The 23,777-nt window shown below is 71.1% G+C and carries 22 protein-coding genes; 14 read left to right on the top strand and 8 right to left on the bottom strand.

The genetic code is table 11. From position 1 onward, the window contains the following. Positions 1 to 376: 376 nt before the first annotated feature. From Aple_RS17085 to Aple_RS17130, 10 genes are all read left to right on the top strand, one after another. Positions 377 to 1,408, top strand: coding sequence for a sugar phosphate isomerase/epimerase family protein (locus tag Aple_RS17085; protein WP_155345600.1), 1,032 nt, complete (start codon positions 377 to 379; stop codon positions 1,406 to 1,408). Then, the gene (locus Aple_RS17090; protein WP_155345601.1) at positions 1,405 to 2,313 is read left to right on the top strand and encodes a transketolase; all 909 of its coding nucleotides are present in this window, start codon (positions 1,405 to 1,407) and stop codon (positions 2,311 to 2,313) included. Before Aple_RS17085 ends, Aple_RS17090 begins: the two co-directional genes overlap by 4 nt. Next, a complete protein-coding gene (locus Aple_RS17095; RefSeq protein ID WP_155345602.1) occupies positions 2,310 to 3,263 on the top strand; it encodes a transketolase family protein in 954 nt (317 codons plus the stop codon). Before Aple_RS17090 ends, Aple_RS17095 begins: the two co-directional genes overlap by 4 nt. Then, positions 3,263 to 4,732: an FGGY family carbohydrate kinase gene (locus Aple_RS17100; RefSeq protein ID WP_155345603.1), complete on the top strand. Its 1,470-nt coding sequence runs from the start codon at positions 3,263 to 3,265 to the stop codon at positions 4,730 to 4,732. The genes Aple_RS17095 and Aple_RS17100 overlap by 1 nt, the downstream gene beginning before the upstream one ends. Next, positions 4,729 to 5,403, top strand: a complete 675-nt coding sequence (locus Aple_RS17105; RefSeq protein ID WP_155345604.1) for a DUF2291 family protein — start codon at positions 4,729 to 4,731, stop codon at positions 5,401 to 5,403. The genes Aple_RS17100 and Aple_RS17105 overlap by 4 nt, the downstream gene beginning before the upstream one ends. Beyond that, positions 5,400 to 6,962 (top strand): sugar ABC transporter ATP-binding protein, encoded by a 1,563-nt coding sequence (locus tag Aple_RS17110; protein WP_155345605.1) that lies wholly within the window; start codon positions 5,400 to 5,402, stop codon positions 6,960 to 6,962. Before Aple_RS17105 ends, Aple_RS17110 begins: the two co-directional genes overlap by 4 nt. A 2-nt stretch (positions 6,963 to 6,964) precedes the next feature. Next, positions 6,965 to 8,119, top strand: a complete 1,155-nt coding sequence (locus Aple_RS17115) for an ABC transporter permease (RefSeq protein WP_218038366.1) — start codon at positions 6,965 to 6,967, stop codon at positions 8,117 to 8,119. A gap of 111 nt (positions 8,120 to 8,230) precedes the next feature. After that, a complete protein-coding gene (locus tag Aple_RS17120) occupies positions 8,231 to 9,223 on the top strand; it encodes a D-ribose ABC transporter substrate-binding protein (RefSeq protein WP_218038367.1) in 993 nt (330 codons plus the stop codon). A 117-nt stretch (positions 9,224 to 9,340) separates the two neighbouring features. Next, a complete protein-coding gene (locus Aple_RS17125; protein ID WP_218038368.1) occupies positions 9,341 to 10,309 on the top strand; it encodes a sugar-binding transcriptional regulator in 969 nt (322 codons plus the stop codon). Between the two features lie 315 nt (positions 10,310 to 10,624). Then, positions 10,625 to 11,311 (top strand): GNAT family N-acetyltransferase, encoded by a 687-nt coding sequence (locus Aple_RS17130; RefSeq protein ID WP_246264530.1) that lies wholly within the window; start codon positions 10,625 to 10,627, stop codon positions 11,309 to 11,311. 97 nt (positions 11,312 to 11,408) lie between these two features. Here Aple_RS17130 and Aple_RS17135 read toward each other — a convergent pair whose 3' ends face one another. Further along, positions 11,409 to 11,990: a 1,2-dihydroxy-3-keto-5-methylthiopentene dioxygenase gene (locus Aple_RS17135; RefSeq protein ID WP_155345607.1), complete on the bottom strand. Its 582-nt coding sequence runs from the start codon at positions 11,988 to 11,990 to the stop codon at positions 11,409 to 11,411. Between the two features lie 86 nt (positions 11,991 to 12,076). Here Aple_RS17135 and Aple_RS17140 point away from each other — a divergent pair, with 86 nt between their 5' ends. Genes Aple_RS17140 through mtnK form a run of 3 tightly spaced genes read left to right on the top strand, consistent with a single transcriptional unit; the run spans position 12,077 to position 15,278 of the window. Further along, entirely contained in the window at positions 12,077 to 13,153 is a 1,077-nt protein-coding gene (locus tag Aple_RS17140; protein WP_218038369.1) for a substrate-binding domain-containing protein, read from the top strand. After that, positions 13,150 to 14,115: an ABC transporter permease gene (locus Aple_RS17145; protein ID WP_218038370.1), complete on the top strand. Its 966-nt coding sequence runs from the start codon at positions 13,150 to 13,152 to the stop codon at positions 14,113 to 14,115. The genes Aple_RS17140 and Aple_RS17145 overlap by 4 nt, the downstream gene beginning before the upstream one ends. Beyond that, positions 14,112 to 15,278, top strand: coding sequence for an S-methyl-5-thioribose kinase (gene mtnK / locus Aple_RS17150; RefSeq protein ID WP_155345608.1), 1,167 nt, complete (start codon positions 14,112 to 14,114; stop codon positions 15,276 to 15,278). The genes Aple_RS17145 and mtnK overlap by 4 nt, the downstream gene beginning before the upstream one ends. Here the strand turns inward: mtnK and mtnB are convergent. The 7 genes from mtnB to Aple_RS52035 are packed head-to-tail and all read right to left on the bottom strand — an operon-like array spanning position 15,268 to position 21,906. Then, positions 15,268 to 15,885: a methylthioribulose 1-phosphate dehydratase gene (gene mtnB / locus Aple_RS17155; RefSeq protein ID WP_155345609.1), complete on the bottom strand. Its 618-nt coding sequence runs from the start codon at positions 15,883 to 15,885 to the stop codon at positions 15,268 to 15,270. The two genes, mtnK and mtnB, sit on opposite strands and share 11 nt — an antisense overlap. Next, complete coding sequence (gene mtnC, locus Aple_RS17160; RefSeq protein WP_155345610.1) at positions 15,882 to 16,547, bottom strand: acireductone synthase; 666 nt, start codon at positions 16,545 to 16,547, stop codon at positions 15,882 to 15,884. Before mtnC ends, mtnB begins: the two co-directional genes overlap by 4 nt. Further along, positions 16,544 to 17,488, bottom strand: coding sequence for a nucleoside hydrolase (locus Aple_RS17165; RefSeq protein WP_155345611.1), 945 nt, complete (start codon positions 17,486 to 17,488; stop codon positions 16,544 to 16,546). Before Aple_RS17165 ends, mtnC begins: the two co-directional genes overlap by 4 nt. Further along, positions 17,485 to 18,375 carry an ABC transporter permease gene (locus Aple_RS17170; protein ID WP_155345612.1) on the bottom strand — a complete coding sequence of 297 codons (891 nt, stop codon included), beginning with the start codon at positions 18,373 to 18,375 and terminating at the stop codon, positions 17,485 to 17,487. Before Aple_RS17170 ends, Aple_RS17165 begins: the two co-directional genes overlap by 4 nt. Then, a complete protein-coding gene (locus Aple_RS17175; RefSeq protein WP_155345613.1) occupies positions 18,372 to 19,391 on the bottom strand; it encodes an ABC transporter permease subunit in 1,020 nt (339 codons plus the stop codon). The genes Aple_RS17170 and Aple_RS17175 overlap by 4 nt, the downstream gene beginning before the upstream one ends. Continuing rightward, positions 19,388 to 20,881 carry an ABC transporter ATP-binding protein gene (locus Aple_RS17180; protein WP_218038371.1) on the bottom strand — a complete coding sequence of 498 codons (1,494 nt, stop codon included), beginning with the start codon at positions 20,879 to 20,881 and terminating at the stop codon, positions 19,388 to 19,390. The genes Aple_RS17175 and Aple_RS17180 overlap by 4 nt, the downstream gene beginning before the upstream one ends. Positions 20,882 to 20,883: 2 nt before the next feature. After that, positions 20,884 to 21,906, bottom strand: a complete 1,023-nt coding sequence (locus Aple_RS52035; protein ID WP_170321523.1) for a BMP family ABC transporter substrate-binding protein — start codon at positions 21,904 to 21,906, stop codon at positions 20,884 to 20,886. A gap of 331 nt (positions 21,907 to 22,237) precedes the next feature. On the opposite strand from Aple_RS52035, the gene Aple_RS17190 reads away from it, so the two are divergent. Beyond that, a complete protein-coding gene (locus Aple_RS17190) occupies positions 22,238 to 23,698 on the top strand; it encodes a helix-turn-helix transcriptional regulator (protein WP_170321524.1) in 1,461 nt (486 codons plus the stop codon). Positions 23,699 to 23,777 lie beyond the last annotated feature (79 nt).

The following is a 23,777-nucleotide window of genomic DNA, read 5'->3' on the forward strand; positions in this document are numbered from 1 at the left end:
CGGCAGTGCCGGGGGAGACGCCAACGCCCCATCTCTTCGTCAGCGTCACCTGGCCAACCACAGGCGAGGCCCAGCTGAGATTCCAGCCTGCGTCATGTGGGGCCCGCGACGAAGGCCATTCCGGGCTGCGGCCACGTGCGGACGGGCGGCGACGGTGCGGTCTTCGACCCGCCTGTCCGGTGAACGTCGCCCGGTGTGGATGAGGCCCGCCTCGGTGCGACGAGGTCGAGTCCATCACTCTTTGCGATCAACTCAAGAGAGCACACAAGCCCCGGCCCATGACAATCGAGCTCTTTGGGCACGTAGGGTGACGAAGATGTGGTAGTTCCCACTCGGATCCTTGACACTCCCTTTAATCCTCCCGTAACTTTCACGCATGTCTGATCGAGAGCGCATAAACATTCACACGGACACTGAGCCGGTCTTCGGGGCCGGTATCTGGCACTTCGCGACATACGTCGACCGGTACGCGACCGACGGGTACGGCAACCCCCAGACGGTGCTCGACGCGATCGAGCTAGCCGGCTCGGTCGGGGACCTGTCGGTAGTCGACCTCAACTGGCCCTTCCCCCCTGGCGGGATCAGCACCGCCGAGGTGAAGGACGCGCTCGACGCGCAGGGCCTGAGCGCCATCGCCGTCACGCCGGAGATCTACACCGGCAAGTTCGCCAAGGGCGGGTTCACCAACCCCGACCCCGCCGTTCGCCGCGACGCCATCGACCTGGTGGCGGCCTCGGCCGAGGTCGGCCGCGAACTCGGGATCGATTACGTGAAGTTGTGGCCCGGCCAGGATGGTTACGACTACCCCTTCCAGGCTGACTACAACGACCTGTGGGACAAGTCGATCGGCGCCGTTCGGGAGCTGGCGCGGACGTTCCCCGACCTGAAGTTCGCGATCGAGTACAAGCCGCGCGAGCCGCGCAACCGGATGGTCTTCTCCTCCGTCGCGCGCACGCTGCTCGCGATCGAGGACATGGGGGTGGACAACGTCGGCGTTCTCCTCGACTTCGGTCACTCCCTGTACGGCGGGGAGACCCCAGCCGAGTCGGCACGGATGGCGATCGCCCGGAACAAGCTGTTCGCGATCGACGTCAACGACAACTTCCGCGGCTGGGACGACGACATGGTCGTCGGGTCGGTGCACCTGCTGGAGACCTTCGAGTTCTTCTTCGCCCTGCGCGACGCGGGCTGGCAGGGCGTCTGGCAGCTCGACCAGTTCCCGTTCCGCGAGAACTCCGTCGAGGCGGCCCGCGCCGGAATCCGCACCATGCGCGCCTTCCACCACGCGCTCGGCTACCTCGACCGCGCGGAGCTCGCCGAAGCTCAGGCCGCGCAGGACGCCCTCGGCGCCCAGCGCATCGCGAAGCGGGCCCTCTACCGGGCGCTGGCGGAAAGCGAGTCGGAGTGACCACCCTGGAAATCGCGTCGCCGCCGCTCCAGCTCGACGAGGACGCCGCCGCGGTGTACGTCGAGCAGAGCGCTCGCCTTCGTGCCCTCTCTCCCGCGCAGGCGGCGCCCGAGCTGGCGAAGATCTCCACCCGGATCCGGCGTGACGTTCTCACCACCATCCAGGCGGCTCAGATGGGGCATGTCGGCGGTGACCTGTCGGTGACGGATCTGCTCGTGACCGCGATGTGGGGTACCCTCCAGCTCGACCCGTACGCGCCGGACAACCCGCTGCGCGACCGGTTCGTGCTGAGCAAGGGGCACTGCGCGGCGGCCCTGTATTCGACGCTGGCGTCCTGCGGGTTCTTCCCGCAGGAACGGCTGACCGAGTTCATGGCGCCGCTGTCGCCGCTGAACGGCCACCCGAACCGGGTCAAGGTGCCCGGCGTGGAGACCAACACCGGCCCGCTCGGGCACGGTTTCCCCGTCGCCACGGGCTGCGCGCTCGGCGCTCAGCTCCGCGGCGAAGCCTGGCGCACCATCGTCGTGCTGGGTGACGGGGAGATGCAGGAAGGCAGCAACTGGGAGGCGGCGATGACGGCCGCTCACTACGGCCTCGCCAATCTGACGGCCGTCGTGGACCGGAACCGGCTGCAGCAGGGCGCCCGTACCGAGGACACCAAGTCGCTGGAGCCGCTGGACGCCAAGTGGGCGAGCTTCGGCTGGGAGGTCCGGGTGATCGACGGCCACGACCACGCCGCGATCAAGCAGGCGTTCGCGCCGTCGTCGACGGGCCGGCCCGTCGCCGTCGTCGCCAACACCATCAAGGGGAAGGGAGTGTCGTTCATGGAAGATCGGGTCGAGTGGCACCACAAGGTGCCCACCGACGAGCAGGTCCGCCTCGCGCTCGAGGAGCTGAGCCGATGACCGCCGTGGCCGAGCGGACTCCCACCTTCGACTGCCGGGTCGACTTCGCCGACGAGCTCGCCAGGCTCGCCCGCGCCGACGAACGGATCGTGGCCGTGTGCAACGACTCCGTCGGGTCGAGCAACCTGGTCAAGTTCCGGGAGGAGTTCCCCGACCGGCTCATCAACGTCGGCATCGCGGAACAGGATCTCGTCGGCGTCGCGGCCGGTCTGGCGAACGCCGGCTTCGTCCCGTTCGTGTCGGCCGCCGCGCCGTTCCTCACCGCACGCGCCCTGGAGCAGATCAAGGCGGACGTCGCCTACAGCGACCGGCACGTGGTCCTGTGCGGGCAGAGCCCGGGCATGGCGTACGGCGAGCTCGGGCCCACCCATCACTCCATCGAGGACCTGTCCTGGATGCGGGCCGTCGCCGGGATGCAGATCGTCGTCCCCGCCGACCCGCTGGAGACGCGAAGCGCGGTCCGCTGGGCCGTCGAGTGCGGCCGTCCCTCATATATACGTATCCCTCGTTTCAAAGTGCCGGCGGTCACTCCCGAGGACACGCCGTTCGAGACGGGCCGGGCGACCCGGCTCGTCGACGGCGGCGACGTGACCCTGATCGCGATCGGGACGATGGTCTCCCGAGCCCTCGACGCCGCGACTTTGCTGCGCGAGCAGGGTCTGTCGGCACGGGTGGTCAACATGACGTTCGTCGAACCGCTGGACGTGGCGGAGGTCCTCGCCGCGGCCCACGACACCCGGGCGATCGTCACGGTGGAGGAGGGACTGCTCTCCGGCGGTCTGGGCGCCGCGGTCGCCAGGGTCGTCGCGGAGCACCGGCCCGTCCCGGTCCGCATGCTGGGCGTGCCCACGTTCGCGCCGACGGGAAGCACGTCCTTCCTGCTCGACCATTTCGGTCTCAACGCCGCCGGCATCGCCGCGGCCGCCCGTGAGGCCCTGGGACGAGTCTGATGGAATCGCTCATCCTCGCCATCGACCAGGGCACCAGTTCCACCAAGGCCCTGCTGATCAACACCGCTGGAGAAGTCGTCGCACGGGCGAGCGCGCCGGTGTCCCAGCGCCATCCGGCGCCTGGCCTGGCGGAGCAGGACGCCGGGGAGTTGCTCGGCAGCGTCCGCGACGCGGTCGCCGCCTGTCTGCGCGGCTTCGACGCCCAGGCCGTGGCGGGGATCGGGCTGAGCACCCAGCGTGAGTCGGTGGTGTTGTGGGACGCGGCGACGGGCAGGCCGGTCGCGCCGCTGATCAGCTGGCAGGACCAACGCGGGGCGGTCCGGGCGGCTGAGCTCGTCGACAAGGGATACGGGGACCTGGTCCGGCGCCGGACCGGGCTCCCGCTCGACCCGATGTTCTCGGCGCTGAAGATGGCGGCCCTGCTCGACCGGCACGACCCGGCACGCGAACGCAGCAAGCGCGGCGAGCTACGGCTCGGCACCGTGGACGCATGGCTGCTCACCTCGCTCACCGGCGGCTTCGTCACCGAGATCGGCAACGCCTCCCGGACCCAGCTGCTGGACCTCGGAACCGGGGACTGGGATGAGGAACTGCTGGAGATCTTCGGTGTCCCCCGTGCGGCGCTGGGCCGCGTGGTGCCCTCGACCGGGCCCTTCGGCGAGGCCGGTGATCTCGCTCCGCTCCCCGCGGGGGTGCCGGTGCTGGCGGTGCTGGGAGATTCGCACGCCGCGCTGTTCGCGCACGCGGGCTGGCGACCAGGCGTGGTCAAGGCGACGTACGGCACCGGATCGTCGGTGATGACCGTCGCCGGGACCTGCGGCTCCGCGGGCGCCGTGTGCGACACGATCGCCTGGTCCACCGGGCGGCCGACCTTCGCCCAGGAGGCCAACATCCGCTCCAGCGGACGAACGCTGACCTGGCTCGCCGACCTGCTCGGCATCTCCATGGACGTGCTCGTCGACCTGGCGGCGGACGCGGACGCCGGTGGCGTCACGCTCGTGCCCGCCTTCGGCGGCCTCGGCGCCCCGTGGTGGGACTCCCGGGCGGTGCCGGTCCTGGCCGGCTTCGATTTCGGCACCGGGCGGGCCCAGCTCGCCCGCGCCGCGCTGGAATCGGTGGCGCATCAGGTCGACGACGTGCTGGCGGCCATGCCCGCTGTCGATCGGGTCTTCGCCGATGGCGGCCTGACCCGCAGCGGCGCGCTCATGCAGCTGCAAGCCGACCTCAGCGTGGTCGAGGTGGCCCGGCCCCGGCACCACGAACTGTCCGCCGCCGGTGTCGCCGACCTCGCCGGTCTGGGCCTGGGGCTCTGGACCACCGGCGACCTGGAAGAGCGGGCCGACACCGGCCTGGAGGTCTTCACTCCGGCCTGGAGCGACGAGCGGCGCGGCGCCGCCCTCGCGCGCTGGCATGAGGGCCTGAGGACCGCCCGCGAGCTCGGCGGACGTGTAATTGAGAGGATGTCATGACAACAGCGCAGGAACCGCAGCCCGGCTGGGACACTCCGAGCCGCCATCCCTGGCTCACTCTCGGCCGCGGCAGCCTGATCGCGCTCGCGCTCCTGATCATCGCGATTGTGGCCGCCACGACGTACCGCTCGGACAGCGCCCCGCGAGCCGAGGAGGCCGAGAAGTTCAACCCGGCCGGCTACGGCGCGGAGACCTACGAGCCGAAGGTCGTGCCGGCGATCCAGCAGAAGGCCGTCGACCTCGTCACGCTGCAGAAGGCGATCGCCGCCGACCCCGACGCGGCCGGCCAGCAGTACGGCAACCGCGAAGGCACCGGACCCTACAGCTACGCGGTCACCGTGACCGGAACCGCCGGCGCCGCCGAGAGCGGCCTCCTCCCGGTGACGGTGCCCGACGTCGGCAAGACCCGCGTCTCTGTGCAGATCGGTCCCGCCATCAACGGCACGGCCCTGCGTGACGCCGTCGGATTCATCGAGTTCGGCCAGTTCACCAACCAGGTCGAGTACGCCGACGCGGGCACCGCCCTGAACGACCAGGTGAAGTCCAAGGTCCTGGCGTCCCTCGACGTCGCCTCGCTCAAGGACAAGAAGATCACGGTCGTGGGAGCGATGACCCCGCTGACCGCCGACGTGCTCACGATCACGCCGATCTCCATCGAGGCCGCGCCATGACCACGACGACGCACCGCCCAGGCACCACCACGGCCCCGGTCGCGCCCGTCCTGCGGGCCGTCGACGTCACCAAGGTGTACGGCGGCACGCAGGCGCTCAAGGGCGTTTCCCTCGACATCGCGCCGGGACGCGTGACGGTGCTGTTCGGCGAGAACGGCGCGGGAAAGTCGACGCTGATGAAGATCCTCAGCGCGGTGGAATCGCCCACGACCGGGTACGTCGAGCTGGACGGGCAGGTGGTCGAGTTCGGCAGCGCGCGAGACGCGGCCGACCGCGGCATCTCGATCATCCACCAGGAACTCAGCCTGTGCCCGAACCTGAGCATCCAGGACAACCTGTTCCTGGGGCGCGAGCGCACCCGCGGCGGCGTCCTGGTCGACGGGTCCGCCCAGCGCGCGCTGGCCACGACCGTGCTCCGGCGCCTGGACGAGACCCTCAACCCTGATCAGCCGGTCGGGGAGTTGCGGCTGGGCCAGCAGCAGCTGGTCGAGATCGCCCGCGCGCTGCTGCAGAAGGCCCGGATCCTGATCATGGATGAGCCGACGTCGGCGCTCAGCGCGCCGGAGGTGGAGATCCTCTTCCAGGTCATCCGCGAACTGACCGGCCAGGGTGTGGCGATCGTCTACATCTCCCACCATCTCGAAGAGGCGCTCGACATCGCCGACGACGTCGCCGTGCTGCGCGACGGCTCCATGGTCGCGGTCGCCGCGGCGGCCGACGTCGACCTCGCCTGGGTCGTGCGGAAGATGGTCGGACGAGAGCAGGACGAGCTCTTCCCCGTCCGCGATCCCCACCTCGGGCCGGTCGTCCTGGAGACGATCGAGCTGTCGGTCGCCGACGCCGCCAACCCCGACCGTCTCGCCGTCGACGGCGTTTCGCTGAGTGTCCGCGCCAGCGAGACGGTCGGCATCTACGGGCTCATGGGCAGTGGCCGTACCGAACTGCTGGAATGCCTGGCCGGTCGGCTGCACGCCGAATCCGGGCAGGTGCTCCTGCGCGGTGGCGTGGTCACCGGCAACGTCCGCCAGCGGATCCGGGCCGGGCTGGCCCTGGTCCCCGAGGACCGCCAGCGCGACGGCCTGATCCAGACCATGAGCGTCGGGCAGAACCTTTCCCTGGCCGCCCTGACCAGGTTCGTCCGGCGGCTGTTCGTGAGCCGCGGCCGGGAACGCGCCGCGGTCGAGTCGATGATCTCGGATGTCACCGTCAAGACCGCGGGCCCCGACGCCCCGATCGGCTCGCTCAGCGGCGGCAACCAGCAGAAAGTCGTCATCGGCAAGGCGCTGATGACAGGACCGCGCGTGCTGCTGCTCGATGAGCCGTCCCGGGGCGTCGACGTCGCCGCCAAGGCCGATGTCTTCAGCCTGATGGCCAAGCAGGCCGAACGCGGCCTGGCCGTCCTGTTCACCACATCAGAGACCGAAGAGGCGCTGCACATCCCCGACCGCCTGCTCGTCATGGCCCGCGGCCGTCTGGTCGCCGACGTGCGCGCGGGTGAGATCACCCGCGACCGGCTGATGCGCCTGGCCGACGGCGCCGACACCACTGAAGAGGCGTGAAAATGACCGACACCATGACCCATGATCACGCGACCGTCCTGGAGCAGCGTCGTCAGGCCGCCGCGCAGGCCCGTCGGCTCAAGACGCTCACCTCGATCTTCGAGCTGCGGGCGTTCATCGCGCTCGGCGTCCTGATCGTCGTTTTCAGCCTCCTGTCCGACTCGTTCCTCACCGTCGACAACCTGATCACCATGACCAAGCACGTGGCCATCAACGGCATCCTCGCGCTCGGCATGCTGCTGGTCATCCTCAAGGGCGGCATCGACCTGTCGGTGGGCTCCATCGTGGGCCTGTCGGGCGTGATCGCCGGAGAGCTCCTCGGCGGGGTGCACCTGAGCCTCTTCGGCGTCATCGCCTACCCGCCGGTGTGGGCCGTGATCATCCTGTGCATCGCGGTCGGCACCCTGGTCGGCACGGTCAACGGGATCCTGGTCACCAAGCTGAACGTCGCGCCGTTCATCGCCACCCTCGGCATGTTGTACGTCGCGCGCGGAGCCGCCCTCCTGATCTCCGGAGGCACGACCTACCCCAACCTGGCGGGCCACCCCAGCACGAACAACACCGGCTTCGACTGGATCGGCGGCGGCCGCCCCCTCGGTCTCCCCGTCGCCATCTGGATCATGATCATCCTCGGGGTCGTCGTGGCCGTCCTGCTCCGCTCGACGCCCTTCGGCCGCTGGTTGTACGCCACCGGCGGCAACGAGCGGGCGACCGAACTCACCGGCGTCCCCGTCCAGCGCGTCAAGACGATCGTCTACATGATCTCGGGCGCCTGCGCCGCGATGGCCGGCATCATCATCGCCTCCGAGCTGACCTCCGCCGCCCCGCAGGCCGGAGACAGCTTCGAGCTCAACGCGATCGCGGCCGTCGTCATCGGCGGCGCCGCCCTGTCCGGCGGCCGCGGCAACGTGCGAGGCACGCTCGTGGGCGCCTTCGTGATCGGCTTCCTCGCCGACGGCCTGGTCCTTCTCGGGGTCTCGACCTTCTGGCAGATCTTCATCAAGGGCACCGTCATCATCGTCGCGGTCATCCTCGACCAGAGCCAGCAGCGTTTCCAGCGCCGCGGCGCCGCGGCGTCGGCCGTCGCCGTCGCCACCACGAACGAGCCGACCGACCTCGGCGCCACCAAGGTCAGGCCCGAAGACGCGGCTCCCTGACCATCACTTTCTCCCGCTAACGCTTTCCCCGCCGACCGGCGCGATCCCGTGTCCGGTTCACCCCCGATCCCCGTCTTGCGTCGATGTCGACGTGCCCAACAGGAGGAAATCATGTCCCACCCCAGCCGCCGCCTGGTCGTTCAGGCGGCCGCGGCACTGACCGCGGGCCTGCTGATGCTGACCGCGTGCGGATCGTCCGACGAGCCCGAGGAGGCGGGGGCCGCCAGCGCCTCCGCGCCCAAGAGCAACTTGATCGCGATCATCACCCCGTCGCCCGACAACCCGTTCTTCAAGGCCGAGGCGGACGCCGCCAAGGCCAAGGCGGAAGGTCTCGGCTACCAGACCTCGGTCGCCTCGCACGACGACGACCCCAACAAGCAGAGCGAGCTGATCGACGCCGCCATCTCCCGCAAGGCCGAGGCGATCATCCTCGACAACGCGGGCGCCGACGCCTCGATCGGCCCCGTCCAGAAGGCCACCGACGCCGGGATCCCCGTCTTCCTGATCGACCGGGAGATCAACAAGACCGGCATCGCCAAGGCCCAGATCGTGTCGAACAACGCCCAGGGAGCCCAGCTCGCCGCCCAGGCGTTCGTCGCGGCGATGAAGGAGAAGGGCAACTACGTCGAACTCACCGGCAAGGAATCCGACACCAACGCAGGTGTCCGCTCCAAGGGCTTCGCCGACGTCATCTCCCAGTACCCCGGCATGAAGCGCGTGGCGCAGCAGACCGCGAACTGGGACCAGCAGGAGGCCTTCAGCAAGATGGAGACCATCCTCCAGCAGAACCCCGACATCCAGGGCGTCATCGCCGGCAACGACACCATGGCCCTGGGCGCGGTGGCGGCGCTGAAGTCCGCCAAGAAGTCCGACGTCATCGTCGTCGGCTTCGACGGCAGCCCGGACGCCATCGCGCAGATCAAGTCCGGGGCCATGCTCGCCACGGCGCTGCAGCCGGCCGCGCTCGGCGCCGAGACCGCAGTCGAGCAGGCCGACAAGTTCATCAAGACCGGCTCGACCGGAGCGCAGGAGAAGCAGTCGATCGACTGCGAGCTCATCACCAAGGAGAATGCCGACCAGTACGGTGTCTTCGCCAAGCTCTGAGCCGTCGACGGCCAGGGGCGTGGCACGGCGCCTCGCCCCTGGCCCGCGCAGCGTTTAACATACAGATCGGATGTTTCGGCTGACACGCCGCCTGAACGAGAGGAAACAGGACACCCCGTGGTGATCGCTTCGACTCCTAGCCCTGACCACCTGCGGTTGCTGGTCAAGGTGGCGCGCATGTACCACGAGCGCGGGCTACGTCAACCGGAGATCGCCGCTCTGCTCCACATGTCCCAGCCGCGCGTGTCCCGCCTGCTCAAAGAAGCGACCGACCGCAACGTCGTCCGCACCGTGGTCGTCTCGCCCGACGGCGTGCACGCCGAACTCGAGGACGCCCTGGTGCAGGAGTTCGGACTCCGCGACGCCGTCGTCGTCGACGCCGAAGGCGGCGGGACCGACGTCATTCCCGCGCTCGCCGCCGCGACCGCCATCTACCTCGACGCCACCCTCAAAGGTGGCGACATCATCGGGATCTCCTCCTGGAGCGCCACGCTCCTGGAATCGGTCAACGTCATGCGCGCCAAGACCACTCCCGTCGCGGAGGAGGTCGTGCAGATCGTCGGCGGCTCTGGAAGCCCGGAAGTCCAGCTGCACGCGACCCGCCTCACCAGCCGCCTCGCCGAACTCACCGGAGCACGACCGGTCTTCGCCCCCTCGGCCGCGCTGGTCGGCAGCCGCGAGCTCCGCGACCTGCTGTCCAAGGAACCCACCGTCGCCCAGGTCATGCAGGCCTGGTCACGCCTCACCCTCGCGGTCGTCGGCATCGGCACCCTGGAACCCTCCCCCCTGCTCCGCCGCTCCGGCAACGCGATCACTCCCGAGGACCAGCGCCAGCTCCAGGAACTCGGCGCGGTCGGCGACGTCTGCACGCGCTACTTCGACGCCGAGGGACGAGCCGTCGAAGCCGATTTCGACGACCGCATCATCGGCATCACCCCAGACCAGCTCCGTGCCGTGGACCGCCGCATCGGCGTCGCCGGAGGCGCCTCCAAGCTCGCCGCGATCCGCGGCGCGGCCCGCGGCGGCTGGATCAACATCCTCATCACCGACGTCGACGTCGCCCGAGCCCTCCTGAACCGCGGCTGAACCGAGAACCCCGCGTTCTCCACTCCACCGGTCGACTAATTGCCTACTAAATGGGTAGGTATTGACGGAAAAATGGAATCATGCTGAGGTTGTGGGTGTTGCCAAGGACGTCTGCGAGGTAGCGGCCGTCTGCGGAGGTGGATGTGGTCACGACGTGGCCCTTACGCCGGGTGGGCTTGGCCGCACGAGGGGGGAGCGATCGAGGCGCCGGAGTGCGCGGCGTGCCGGAGTGCGCGGCGTGCCGGAGTGCGTGCGGCGTTGGTGTGATCGAGGTGCTGGTGTGAGTGGGGCAAGTGTGATGAGTGAGGTATTGGCGTGACTGAAGTGCTGGACAACCCCGCGTGGGCGGCCTTGACGGGGCCACATGCGCGCTTCGCCGAGCGGCATGGGGGCGCGTTGCGGTATCCGCTCGACGTCTCCCCGTTCCTGGCTCTGCCGGATCGGCCGTCCCCGTCGGACTGGGACGACGTGGCCGCGCTGGCGGGGCGGGGAGGGACGGTGTCGGTGGCGGGGCTGGCCGTCGTTCCCCCGGAGGGATGGGAGGTGGTGTTCAGCATGGCGGGGGTGCAGATGACCGGCGACGAGGTGACCGGCGCGCCCGACGATGAGGCGGTCCGATTGGGGCCCGAGGACGTGCCGGAGATGCTGGACCTCGCCGAGAGGACCCAGCCGGGGCCGTTCCTGCCGCGGACCATCGAGCTCGGCTCGTACCTGGGGATCAGGCGGGACGGCGCGCTGGTCGCGATGGCGGGGGAGCGGCTGCGGCCGCCCGGGTGGACGGAGATCAGCGCCGTCTGCACCGATGAGGCGTTCCGGGGGAGGGGCCTGGCGGGGCGGCTGGTGTTGGCGGTCGCGGCCGGGGTGCGGGAACGGGGAGACGTCCCCTTCCTGCACACCGTGGCCGACAACGTCGGCGCGATCCGTCTCTACCGGTCACTCGGCTTCCGGCTCCGCCGCACCACGACCTTCCAAATGCTGCGGGTGCCGATCCTGGTGGGCTGACCGAGCCCGGCGGTCCGGCCGAAGACGCGGCCCCTGCTGTTGGCGAGCATGGCGGGCCGACCTCGTCACTGGCGGGTCGGCCTGCGAATCCTGGCGGCTATCCCTGGGCTCGGCCTGCGGTGATCGTGTCGAAGTCGGGGATGCGGGAGGCGATGGGGTCGCCGGTGAAGTCGCCGACCCAGCCGTCGTCGTCGTGGAAGAAGCGGATGGCGGTGAAGTCGGGGCGGGTGCCCATGTCGAACCAGTGGGTCGTGCCCGCGGGGACGCTGAGCAGGTCGCCCGCCTCGCACAGGACCGCGTGCACCTTGCCGTCGATGTGCAGGTAGAAGATGCCGGAGCCGCCGGCGAAGAAGCGCACCTCGTCGTCGTCGTGGGTGTGCTCGGCCAGGAACTTGGCGCGGGCCGCGCGGGAGCGCTCCGGCCAGTCGGGGCTGTCGTCGGGGCGCAGCTGGGCGACGTCGACGAAGGTGTAGCCCTCCTCGGCGACGACGCGGGCCACCTCCTCGCGGTAGGCGTTCAAGATCTCCTCCGGCCCGGCGTCGTCGAGTCCTTCGACGGTCGGCCAGTGGCGCAGCCGGACGCCGACCTCCTTGAGCGCGGTGGCGATCTCCGCGCCGTCCTCGGTCCGCAGGAGGGCGTCCGGCGCGTCGCCGTCGGTGTACACGGTGAGGTATGTCATGACCTATTCCCTACTAAACCCGCTATTTTGCATAAACCCTACATGAAAAGTAGACAATTTGCCCGGGGTGTGTCTAGCATCCCTCTGTGATCCACGCACGACTTGTCGGAGCCCTGGTCAGCATCCTGGCGCTCACCGCCTGCTCCCAGGGAACCACCGCCACCGCCCCCGCGTCATCGGCGCCCAGCGTCGCCGCGGTGTCGCCCACCGCCTCTGTCCCCCCGAAGTTCGCGGAAGGGGTCCGGGTGGCCCTGGTCCGCCAGCTCTCCTCGGGCGACTACTTCGAGCAGTGGCTGGCCGGCGCGCAGGCCGAGGCCACGGGCCTCAACGTGACGCTGGAGGTCTCCAGCGGGGACGGCAACAACGACAAGCAGGCGCTCAACCTGGAGCAGGCGGTCAACCAGCAGGTCGACGCGATCATCGTGGACCACGGCTTCGCGCAGACGGTGCAGCCCGCCATCAAGAAGGCGGCCGACGCCGGCATCCCGCTCGTGGCCTTCGACGTCGACCCGGGCACTCCGAAGGCGGTCGCCCTCTCCCAGGACGACCACCAGATCGCCGAGCTGGCGCTGGGCGCGCTCAAGGACGGCACCGGCGGCAGCGGTGACGTGATCTACGTCTACGTGGCCGGATTCGCCCCGCTGGACCGCCGGAACGAGGTCTGGACCCAGTTCAAGAAGGACAATCCGGGCATCAAGGAGGTCGCTCAGATCGGCGTGGTCAACAACTCGACCGCGTCGGCCGTCGCCGACCAGGCCAAGGCCGCGCTGCAGGCCAACCCGGGCGTGAAGGCGATCTTCGCGCCGTACGACGAGTTCGCCAAGGGGGCGGCGCTCGCGGTCAAGGAGCTCGGGCTGCGGGACCAGGTCAAGATCTACGGCGCGGACATCTCCACCGCCGACATCGGCGTCATCACCGAGCCCGACAGCCCGTGGGTGGCCACCGCCACCACCGACCCCTCCAACGTGGGCCGGATCGCGGTCCGGGCCGCCGCGCTGCTGGTCGCCGGGGAGCAGGTCGGGCCCGAGCTGAAGGTCCCGCCCGCCTTGGTCACCCAGCAGCGGCTGCGCGACGGCGGCATCGCCAACATCGAGCAGCTCACCGCCGCGATCCCCGCCCTGACCACCCCTGACGTCGCCCGGGTGCCCTGGGCCACGCCGTGACCGACGCGCTCTACCGGTACGGCCTGCTGGCCGTCCTGGCCGCCATGCTGGCGATCTTCGCGGTGCTCCGCCCGGCCTTCGGCACGTACGGCAACGCCATGATCGTGCTCCAGTCGGTGGCCGTGGTCGGCGTGGTCGCGCTGGGCGTCACCGTCTCGATGACGACCGGCGGGTTCGACCTGTCGGCGGGGGCCTGCGTCGGCGCGGTGGTCATGGTGACCGCGCTGGCCATGGTCAGGTTCAACCTCACCGGCGGCACCGCGATCGTCGCCGGGCTGCTCACCGGGCTGCTGGTGGCGGGCGTGAACGCGCTGCTCACCGTGGTGGCCCGGATTCCCGACCTGGTGGCCACGCTGGGCACGATGTTCCTCTTCCAAGGGCTCGCCCTGATCATCACGTCAGGGCGGTCGGTGGCGGCCGGGATGACGGTGAACGGCGCGCCCGCTCCCGGCCGCTACACCGAGGGCTTCGCCTGGCTGGGCGGCGGCACGGTCGGCTCGGTTCCGGTGCCGGTCCTGGTGTTCGGCCTGATGGCGGTCGCGGTCTACCTGTTCCTCGAGCGCACCCGCTGGGGCCTGGCCCTGTACGCGATCGGCGGCAACGCCGAGGCGGCCCGGCTGGCGGGCATCCGGGTGGCCAGGTACCGCGCCCTCGCCTACGCCGTGTCCGGCCTGTGCGCCGCGACCGCCGGGATCATGCTGTCGGCCCGGCTCGGCCGCGGCGACGTGGGCGCGGGGGACGCCTACCTGCTGCAGTCGGTGGCGGCGGCGCTCATCGGCTACGCGGTGCTCGGCGCCAACCGCCCGAACACGCTGGGCACCGTGGTCGGCGCGCTGTTCATCGGCGTGGTCATCAACGGCATGACCATGCTCAACGCCCCCTACTACACGCAGACCTTCGTCCAGGGCGCGCTGCTGGCCGGCGCGCTCGTCGTCAGCTACACGCGCAGGAGAGTCCGTTGACCGCCTACGAGCTGCTTACCGTCGAGACGGTGCCCGCCTATCTGGCCGGGCGGCCGGCGCTGGCCTGGTGGGCCGACCCTGCCCGGGTGCGGGAGATCGGCGACGGGAACATGAACACCGTCTTCGCCGTCGAGGTGGACGGCGGGCCTGGTGTGGTGCTCAAGCAGGCCATGCCGTACGTGCGGGTGGATCCGGACTGGCCGATCACGCCGGACCGGAACCGGATCGAGGCCACCGTGCTGGCCGAGCACGGCCGGGTGGCGCCTGGGCTGGTGCCGGAGTTGCTCGACGTGGACGAGGCCCGGCATGTGGTGGCTTTGGAGGATCTGTCCGACCATCGGGTGTGGCGCGGCCTGCTCAACGAGGGGTCGCGGGACGAGGGGGTGGCGGCCGATCTCGGGCGGTATGTGGCCAAGGTGGGGTTCGGGACCTCGGTGTTCGGGCTCGGCGCGGAGCGCCACAAGGCCGCCGTGGCCAGGTCGGTCAACCCGGAACTCTGCGAGATCACCGAGGATCTGGTCTTCACCGAGCCGTACGTCGAGCACGAGCACAACAAGATCCTTCCGGCCAACAAGGCGGACGTGGCCGCCTACATCGGCGATCCCGCCGTGCGCACCGCGATCGGCCTGGCCAAGCTGGCGTTCATGACGCGCGCCGAGGCGCTCATCCACGGCGACCTGCACACCGGCTCGGTGCTGGTCCGGCCGGGGTCGACGCGCGCCTTCGACGTCGAGTTCGCCTTCTACGGCCCGGTCGGGTTCGACATCGGCGCGCTGTGGGGCAACTACGTGCTGGCGGCGGCGCGCGGCTTCGCGCTCGGCGACGCCGCGCACGCGGGGTGGGCGCTCGGGCTGGCCGAGCAGACCTGGGACGCCTTCGAGGCGGAGTTCACCGCGCTCTGGCCGGACCGCGCCGATCCCCGCGTGTACGGCGACGGCGTGCTCGCCGCCTATCTGGCCAGGACGCGCGCCGACGCGGCGGCCTTCGGGGCGGCGAAGGCGGCGCGACGGGTGATCGGCTTCTCCCGGGTCACCGACATCGAGACCCTCCCTGAGGAGGCGCGGGTGACCGCCATCCGGGGCGTGCTTCGCGCCGCACGCTACCTCCTGACCACCGGCCCGGTCGTGTTCGACCGGATAGGCGACCTGCTGGTCAGCGAGTAGCGATCTTGTACGCCAGCAGCCACTCCACGCACTCGGTCACATGCCGGGCCCGCAGCAGGGTCGCCCCCCAGGTGTAGAGGCCGTGCGAGGCGACGATCACGGCCGGGGTCGCCGGGTCGTACGCGGCCTCGAAGCGGTCGCCGAGCTCGGCCATGTCCTGGCTGTTGGCGATCACCGGGATGACCACCTCGTCGTCGTGGGCCCGGCGGCCGATGCCCTTGAGGGTTTCGAGGTCGCGGAGCCGTACCCCGCCGGGCCAGTGCAGACCGGCCACGACGGCGCTCAGCGTGTGCACGTGCACCACGGCGTCCGCGCCGGTCAGGGCGGCCACTCTGGCGTGCAGCCCGGCTTCTGCGGAGGGTTTCAGCGGCGTGATCCCGTCGATGTCGACCGGTTCCCCGTGCGGCCCCACGACGGCCATGTCGGCGGCCGACAGCTCGCCCTTGTCCAGGCCGCTGGCGGTCACCGCCAGGCGGAGCGGGTCGCGGGCCACCACCTCGGACAGGTTGCCCGAGGTGCCGCGCATCCAGCCGAGCGCGGTGAACCTGGCGGCTTCGGCCGCGAGCCGCGCGCCGGCGCCCAGCACGTCGGCGGCGGTGGGACTCATGCGATCTCCTCGAAACTCGCGACCACGAAGTGCGCGCCGAAGCGGGCCTGCTCGCTGGGCTCACCTGGACGGCGTACCCCGATCACGCGCCATCCGGCCGCCGCCGCGGCGTCCAGTTCGGCGGGGACGTCCGACAGGAACAGCAACTCGCCCGGCGGCGCGTCCAGGGCCGCCGCGATCCGCTCGTAGGACGCGGGCTCCCGCTTGGGACCGGCGTTGACCGTGTCGAAATACCGCTCGACCAGCGCCGACAGGTCGCCCTCGGCGCTGTGCGCGAACCACGGCCGCTGGCTGGACACCGCCCCGGAGGAGAAGACCGCCAGCCGCCGTCCCCGCTCCCGCCAGCCGCGCAGCGCGGGCGGCACGTCGGGAAAGAAGTGCGCGGTCAGCTCGCCACCGGCGAAGCCCGCCGCCCAGATCTGCCCCTGCAGCGTCTTCAGCGGGGTGGCTTTGACGTCGCCGTCCATCCAGGCGTGCAGGATCGCCACGCTCTCCTCGGTGGTGCCGCCGCCGATCTCCCGGACGGCGGCGGCCACCTCGGGGTCGTCGCGGTGCGTGTCGATCCAGGGGCCGAGCCGGGGGCGGGCGTAGGAGTAGAGGCCCCTGTGCACCGACTCGGTCGAGCTGGTGGTGCCCTCGATGTCCAGCACAATCCAGCTCATCGCGTCAGCACTCCTACGAAATCGGCGACGAAGCGCGGCGCGTCCACGGAGGTGATCACTCGGGTGTCCGGCGCCGCCTCGTACGGGAAGGCCGGGGGCAGGCCGTCGTGGGTGCGCATCAGCCGGGCCCGCGACAGGAAGCCGTCGGTCCTGACGTTGACCGGGCCGTCGATCCACCCGGTCGCGAACCCCGGGTCCAGCAGGATCCCGGCCGCCAGCGGGTCGTGCAGCGGGATGATCCGGCGTCCCCACTCGTTCTGGTAGAAGTCCAGGTACGCGTCCAGGATCTCGGTGGCGAATGTGGCCCTGGGCGAGGCCCGCAGTGCCGCGATGGCGCGTTCGTCCAGGATCGTGGTGCCGGTCACGTTGACGCCCACCATCACCAGCCTGTGGCGCGGCGCGGCGAACACCGCCCGCGCCGCCTCCGGGTCGTTGTTCACGTTCGCGTCGATCATCAGCAGCGTGCCCGGCGGCGCGTACGGACCCGACCCGCCCATCAGCACCACCGACCGGTAGCGGGTGAACAGGTCAGGGTCGAGCCGGAGCGCCGCCGCCAGGTTGGTCAGCGGGCCCAGGGCCAGCAGGTCGAGCTCGCCCGGGTGCTCGGCGGCCAGCCGTACCAGCAGTTCGGCGGCGGTTTCCGAAGCCACCTCGGGCATGGGCCGGTCGTAGCCGAGGTCGCCGAGGCCGTCCTTGCCGTGCACGTGCCCGGCGATGCTCGCCACCCCCGCCAGCGGTCGCGCCGCGCCGCGCGCGATCGGCACGTCCAGGCCGAGGAGCCGGGTGACGTAGCCGATGTTGCGCGCCGCGTCCGGTTCCTCGCAGTTGCCGTACACGGAGGTGACCGCGACGATCTCGGCGTCCGGGCGGCCCGCCAGGTAGAGCAGGGTGTGGGCGTCGTCGATGCCCGTGTCGGTGTCCACGACGATCCGCCGTGTCATGAGGCCTCCTTCGGGCGCCGCCTGGCCGCCACCGCGGCCAGGACCAGCGCGAACAGCGTGATCACATACGGCGCGGCGTCGGCCGCCTGCTGCGGCAGCCCCGCACCCTGAAGCCGGAAGCCGACCGCCTCCGCGACACCGAACAGCAGGCAGGCCAGCAGCAGCCGGTAGGGCAACACCCCGCTCACCATGACCGCCACCACCGCGATCCAGCCGCGGCCCGCGCTCATGCCCTCGCTGAACAGCGTCACGTTGCCCAGCGCCAGCTGCGCCCCGGCCAGCCCGCACAGCGCGCCCGCCACCAGCACCACCCCATGCCGGTACGCCCCGACCCGCAGCCCGGCCGCCTCCGCCGCCTCCCGGTGCTGGCCCACGGCGCGCACCCGCAGCCCCGACCTGGTACGTCCTAACCACCAGGCCGCCACAACGACGAGGGCGAGCGCGAGCGGCACCAGCGGCGACTGCGGCCCCAGCACGGGCACGTCCAGCCCGAGCTCGGCCAGCGTCGGCAGCCCGGCCAGTTCCGGCGAGCTGTAGGTGCCGCCGCTGCCGAAGATCCGCCGCATCAGGAACCCGGTCAGCCCCAGCGCCAGCAGGTTCAACCCCACCGCCACCACGATCGGGTCGGCGCGCAGGCCCACGGAGGCACCCGACAACATCCCGGAGAACAGCACGGTGGCGACGATCGCGCCCGCGACACCCGTCCAGGCGCTGCCGGTCACGTCGCTGACCACCACGGCGGTGAACGCGCCCCACAGCAGCTGGCCTTCGAGCGCGATGTTGAACACCCCCGCGACCTGGCAGATCAGCCCGCCGAGCGCGGCCAGCAGCACCGGCGCGGTCGCGGTGAGCACGCCGGACAGGAAGGAGAGCTCGAAAATGTTCATTCCGCCGCCCGCCGCCGGACGGTCGCCACCACAGCGACGATCACGATGATCAGGCCCTGCACGATCTGGGTGAGCTGGCTCGGCACCCCGGCCTCCCGTTCCATGCCCTGGCCGCCCACCTGGAGCACGGTCAGCAGGGCCACCGCGAGCGGTACTGCCAGCGGCCGCGCCGCCGCCAGCAGTACCGCGGCTATCGCGGTGAAGGTGTATCCGGGCGCGGTGAGCGCGCCGTCCACGAACCGGTACGGCGGGCCCAGCACGATCAGCCCGCCCACCAGCCCGGCGAACGCCCCGCCTCCGGCCAGCGCGTATCCGGCGAGCCGGTCGACGCGGACGCCGCCGTACCGGGCGAACTCGGGATTGTGTCCTCTGGCTCGCATCTCGTAGCCGAGGACGGTGCGGCTGTCGGCGTACAACCAGATCCCGGTCAGCACCACGACCAGCGGCAGGCCCAGCGTGACGTAGCCGCTGCCGCCCAGCGCGGGCAGGTGGGCGGCAGCGGGCAGCACGGGCGTCTGCGCGATCCCGGAGCCCTGCTCGGCCAGCGGGAAGCGGACCAGGTAGGAGGCCAGCGAGACGGCCGGGGCGCTGATCAGCAGCGTGCCGACGATGGCGGGCACGCGCAGCCTGGTGCTCAGCGGCGCGGCCAGCGCCGCCACCAGGCCGCCCGCCAGGGCCGCCACCAGCAGCGGCAGCACCACCGCCAGCACCGGCGGCAGCGGCGCCGAAAGCGCGAGCGCCGCCGCCGCGATGCCCCCGGCCGCCATCTGGCCGTCGCCGCCGAGGTTGAACTCGCCCGCCCGCAGGGGGAGCGAGAACGCCAGCGCCATGCCGAGAGTCGGCACGAACGCGGCGATCGTGTACTCCAGGTTGCCGTCGAGGATGGCTCCCCGGATCAGCGCCGGATAGGCGTCCGCCGGGTTGACGCCCACCGCGAGCAGCACCAGCGTGGTCAGCGCGAGCGCGCCGCCGATCGCGGGAACCGCCGCGGGCAGGGCAACCCGCCGGATCGTCATGGGAGCACTCCGGTCATGGCCTGGCCCAGACGCTCCTCGGCGACGTCGGCGTCGAATTCGGCGACCAGGCGGCCCTCGAACAAGACCAGGATCCGGTCGGACAACTCGCGCAGTTCGGACAGCTCGCTGGACTGCAGGAGGATCGCGCCGCCCTGGTCGCGGGCCGCGGTCAGGAGCGCGTGGACACGTTCGCGCACGCCCACGTCCACGCCCTGAGTCGGCTCCTCGACCACGATCACCCGGGACTCGCGGGTCAGCTCACGGGCGAGCACTGCCTTCTGCGCGTTGCCGCCGGACAGGGCGGTGATCGGGACGTCCACCGACGCCGCGCTGATGGCGAACCGCTCGGTCAACTGCTCGGCTCTCGCGCGGACGGTCTTCCTGGGCAGGCCGAACCTGGTCGCCAGCCGGTGCTGCTCGCCCATCAGGAGGTTCTCCGCGAGCGACATCTCCGGCGCGGTGGCGCGGCCGTGGCGGTCCTCCGGCACGTACGCGACGCGCGGGTCGCGGCCCTGGACGACCGGGGCGCCGTCCAGCAGCACCTGCCCGGTCCGGCCGGGGGAGCGCAGGCCGGTGACGGTGTCGAGGAGCTCGCGCTGGCCGCTGCCGGCCACGCCCGCGATGCCGACGATCTCCCCCGGCCGGACCGCGAACGAGACGCCGGACAGGCGGGGCACACCGTCGGTGTCGTGGACGGTGAGATCGCGGACGTCGAGCGCGGGTTCGCCGTCCGGCCTAGACCGCCGGCGAGTTTCCGGCGCGGCCAGGGAGCGGCCGATCATGGCGTGGATCAGCTCGCCGGCGCTGGTGTCCGCCGTGGCGAATCGGCCGGTCACGCGGCCCTGGCGGAGCACCGTGACCTGGTCGGAGGCGGCGAGGACCTCGGTGAGCTTGTGCGTGACCAGCAGGATGGCGACTCCGGTGGCGGCCACCGTGCGGAGCACCTCGAACAGGCGGTCGGCTTCGGCGGGGGTGAGCACGGCGGTCGGCTCGTCCAGGATCAGCACCTCGGCCTGGCGGTAGAGGGCTCGGAGGATCTCCACGCGCTGGCGTACCCCGACCGGGAGGCCGCCCACCTGGGCCGCGGGGTCGGCGCGCAGGCCGTACTTCGCGGAGAGGTCCGCCACGGCGCGGTGCGCGCTCTCCCGGTCGACGCGGCCGCGGGAGACGGGTTCCGCGCCGATCACGATGTTCTCCGCCACCGTCAGGCCGGGGAAGAGGCGGAAACGCTGGTGGACCATGCCGAGGCCGTGCCGGATCGCGTCGGCGGGGGAGCGCAGCCTGATCCGCTCGCCCGCGCGCAGCACGTGGCCGGAGTCGGGGCGGTGCAGGCCGTACAGGATGGACATCAGGGTGGACTTGCCGGCCCCGTTCTCGCCGATGACGGCGTGCACCTCGCCCCTGGCGACCGCCAGGTCGATGCCGTCGTTGGCGAGAACGGGCCCGAACCGCTTGCTCACGCCGACCAGTTCGGCGGCGGGTACGGACACCGTCAGCCCTGCAGCGGATCCGCGACGGTGATCTTTCCGGCCACGATGTCGTCGCGCACCTGCTTCAGCTTGGCGATCACGTCAGGGCTGGCGGCCACCGTGCAGCCCGAGGAGGCCACCCCGGCGTCCAGGGCGTTCACGCCCACGCCGCCCTCGGCCAGGCCGTAGACCTTGACGCCGCCGGTCTTCCCGGCCGCGATCTCCTTGATCGCCGCGCTCTCCGCCACGTCCACGTGCTTGAGCACGTTGTCGATGACGTTGCCCGCGCTCTGGGCGCACTGGTTGACGTCCACGCCGAACGCCTTCGCCCCCGAGGACGCGACCGCCTCGAACACGCCCTGGTTGCCCGCGGACGCCGCCGCGGCGACGATGTCCGCGCCGCGCCCGGTGAGCGTCTGCGCCTGGGACTTGGCCCTGGCCGGGTCGCTGAACGGGTTGGCGCCGCCCACGTAGAGGGGAGTGCCGGTGACATCCGCCCGGACCGAGGCGGCCCCGGCGAAGAACGGCTCGATCCAGCGGTGCACGAACGGCGTGTCCAGCGCCGCGACCACCCCGATCTGGCCGCTCTTGGTCAGCAGGCCCGCCTCGACCCCGGCCAGGTAGGCCGCCTCGTGCTCCTTGAACGACACGCAGGCCAGGTTGGCGGCCTGCTCCTTCGCGCACGAGTCGACCTGCAGGAACTGCTGGGCGGGGTGCTGCTTGGGGACCGTGTTGAACACGTCGTCGAAGGAGAAGCTGATGCCCACGATGACGGTCGGCTTGGCCCGCACCGCCGCGTCGACGTTCTGCGCGATGCTCGTGGGGTCCTTGCTCTCGTACAGCTTGAAGGAGGCGCCGAGCTCCTTGGCGGCGGCCTCCGCGCCCTTGACGCCGAGCTGCAGGAAGCTGTTGGAGCCGACGGGGTTCGGGGTGATCAGGATGATCGATTTCGCCGGGGCGGCGGGGGCGGCGCCGGTCTCGCCGCCGCCGCACGCGGCGAGGGCGAGGAGCGCGGCGATCCCCGCGAGGGCTGGGGTGATTCTCATGGGTCCTGGTTCTGAGGTGCTCGAATGGTGCGTCAGCGAGCATATCCACATATTTCCTACCAGAACAACCTGTAATGCTGTGATCGCGGCCGGTCGCCGCCTTGACGTCCTGCCTATTGTATGGTTACTTAGTAGGAAATATAGGTAATAGGCACCGGCGGGGGGCTGGTGCGGATCCCGGCCCGCGGGCGACGGCGGCGGCAGAGCCGGAGAAAGGGCGTCGATTCTTTGCGGCCGGATGCGGGCGCGAATAGCGCGCCGATGACCACTGCTGTTTCTTCCGGCGGAGCGTCGTATGGAATTGATGGGCCATCGGGCCAGAATCGATCGGGTGAACGCGGAATCATCCCTGGAATTACTCCGCAGACTTTTCGCGGACGCGTCCTCGGACGAACAGATCTCGGCGAAAGTCGCCAATCTCGTCGATGAATGGCTCGGCCGGGGATCGGCCGCCACCGGGTCGGTACGGCGACTGCTGCTGGCCGGCCGTACCGGCGAGGCGTTACGGATCATGCGGGATTCTGACGGGACCGTTGGAGCGTTCCCGGAGCTGGTCCGCTGCTGGTATCCGGGCCTGCGTGGCGATCTCCCGGCGGAAGCCGGGCCCATCGAGGTGACCACCGGGCTCGAAGGGGTGCGCGTGCTCGCGGCCTTTCTGGCCGACCACGACGCCGACGTGGCGGTGTGCCGCGCCGAGACGGTCCTGCGGCTCTGCCCGATGGGGGAACCGGCCCTGGAGTCGCTCATCGCCGCGCTCGCCACCCTCGTCTACGCCGACCGCGCCGACCTGGCCGGACGCTGGTGCGCGCCGCTGCTGGAACAGACCACCACCCACTGCGATCCGCACTGGCAGGGCATGTTCGCGGCGATCCGGGCCGAGACCGCGATCCGCCAGGGCCGGCTCAGGGACGCCGAGCGGTGCGCCCGCGACGCGCTCGGCCACCTGCCGATGGCCGCCTGGGGGGTGGCGCTCGGGCTGCCGCTGGCCAGCATGGTGACCGCCAAGACCCTCCTGGGCAAACCCGAGGACGCCGCGCGCTACCTGGCCGTGCCCGTGCCTGAGGCCATGTTCCAGACCCCGGTCGGGCCGCACTACCTGGCCGCGCGCGGCGGCTACCGGCTCTCCACAGGCGCCCCGGAGGAGGCCCTCGCCGACTTCCTTGCCTGCGGCGACCTGATGAAAAGCTGGGACGCCGACCTGCCCGGCCTCGCCGCCTGGCGGCTCGGCGCCGCCCGCGCCTGCCTCGACCTGGGCCGTACGGCCGACGCCAGGGCCTTCGCCGACGAGCAGCTCGCGGCGCCCGGCTCCGGATCGGCCCGGGTTCGCGGCGTCGCCACCCGGCTGCGCGCGGCAACCCTGCCGCTCGAGCAGCGCCCGGCCGCGCTGGAGCGGGCGGTGGAGCTGTTGCAATCCGCGCAGGACCGGCTGGAACTCGCGTACGCGCTGGCCGACGCCGGTTCGGCGTACGCGCGACTGGGTGACGGCCATCGCGCCAGGTCCGCCGGGCGCCGCTCCCGCCACCTGGCGCGGTCCTCCGGCGCGGAGCCCGCCGCCGACACCCTCGCGCCCCGGCCGCCCGCGGAGCCTGCCCGGCCGGGTGGTACGGACCTCGGTGGGGATCTCAGTGAGGCTGAGCGGCGGGTCGCCACCCTGGCGGCGCAGGGGCACACCAACCGGCAGATCTCCGGAAAGCTCTATGTGACCGTGAGCACGGTCGAGCAGCATCTCACCCGCATTTATCGAAAGCTTGGCGTGACCCGCCGGGCCGATCTCCCCGTGTTTTTGGACTAGGACCCCTTAGGGGTCGTTAGGGGTTTCTCCATTCGGGACCGAATAGCGAGGCTGGAAACAGCATTTCTCGCCGGTTCAG

This window comes from Acrocarpospora pleiomorpha, assembly GCF_009687885.1.
Lineage (GTDB): Bacteria > Actinomycetota > Actinomycetes > Streptosporangiales > Streptosporangiaceae > Acrocarpospora > Acrocarpospora pleiomorpha.

Excerpts from the sequence above, each read along its gene's own strand:
- Aple_RS17085 (WP_155345600.1), top strand. The coding sequence starts at position 377 with ATGTCTGATCGAGAGCGCATAAACATTCACACGGACACTGAGCCGGTC.
- Aple_RS17095 (WP_155345602.1), top strand. The coding sequence starts at position 2,310 with ATGACCGCCGTGGCCGAGCGGACTCCCACCTTCGACTGCCGGGTCGAC.
- Aple_RS17100 (WP_155345603.1), top strand. The coding sequence starts at position 3,263 with ATGGAATCGCTCATCCTCGCCATCGACCAGGGCACCAGTTCCACCAAG.
- Aple_RS17105 (WP_155345604.1), top strand. The coding sequence starts at position 4,729 with ATGACAACAGCGCAGGAACCGCAGCCCGGCTGGGACACTCCGAGCCGC.
- Aple_RS17110 (WP_155345605.1), top strand. The coding sequence starts at position 5,400 with ATGACCACGACGACGCACCGCCCAGGCACCACCACGGCCCCGGTCGCG.
- Aple_RS17115 (WP_218038366.1), top strand. The coding sequence starts at position 6,965 with ATGACCGACACCATGACCCATGATCACGCGACCGTCCTGGAGCAGCGT.
- Aple_RS17120 (WP_218038367.1), top strand. The coding sequence starts at position 8,231 with ATGTCCCACCCCAGCCGCCGCCTGGTCGTTCAGGCGGCCGCGGCACTG.
- Aple_RS17135 (WP_155345607.1), bottom strand. The coding sequence starts at position 11,990 with ATGACATACCTCACCGTGTACACCGACGGCGACGCGCCGGACGCCCTC.
- mtnB (WP_155345609.1), bottom strand. The coding sequence starts at position 15,885 with ATGAGTCCCACCGCCGCCGACGTGCTGGGCGCCGGCGCGCGGCTCGCG.
- mtnC (WP_155345610.1), bottom strand. The coding sequence starts at position 16,547 with ATGAGCTGGATTGTGCTGGACATCGAGGGCACCACCAGCTCGACCGAG.
- Aple_RS17165 (WP_155345611.1), bottom strand. The coding sequence starts at position 17,488 with ATGACACGGCGGATCGTCGTGGACACCGACACGGGCATCGACGACGCC.
- Aple_RS17170 (WP_155345612.1), bottom strand. The coding sequence starts at position 18,375 with ATGAACATTTTCGAGCTCTCCTTCCTGTCCGGCGTGCTCACCGCGACC.
- Aple_RS17175 (WP_155345613.1), bottom strand. The coding sequence starts at position 19,391 with ATGACGATCCGGCGGGTTGCCCTGCCCGCGGCGGTTCCCGCGATCGGC.
- Aple_RS52035 (WP_170321523.1), bottom strand. The coding sequence starts at position 21,906 with ATGAGAATCACCCCAGCCCTCGCGGGGATCGCCGCGCTCCTCGCCCTC.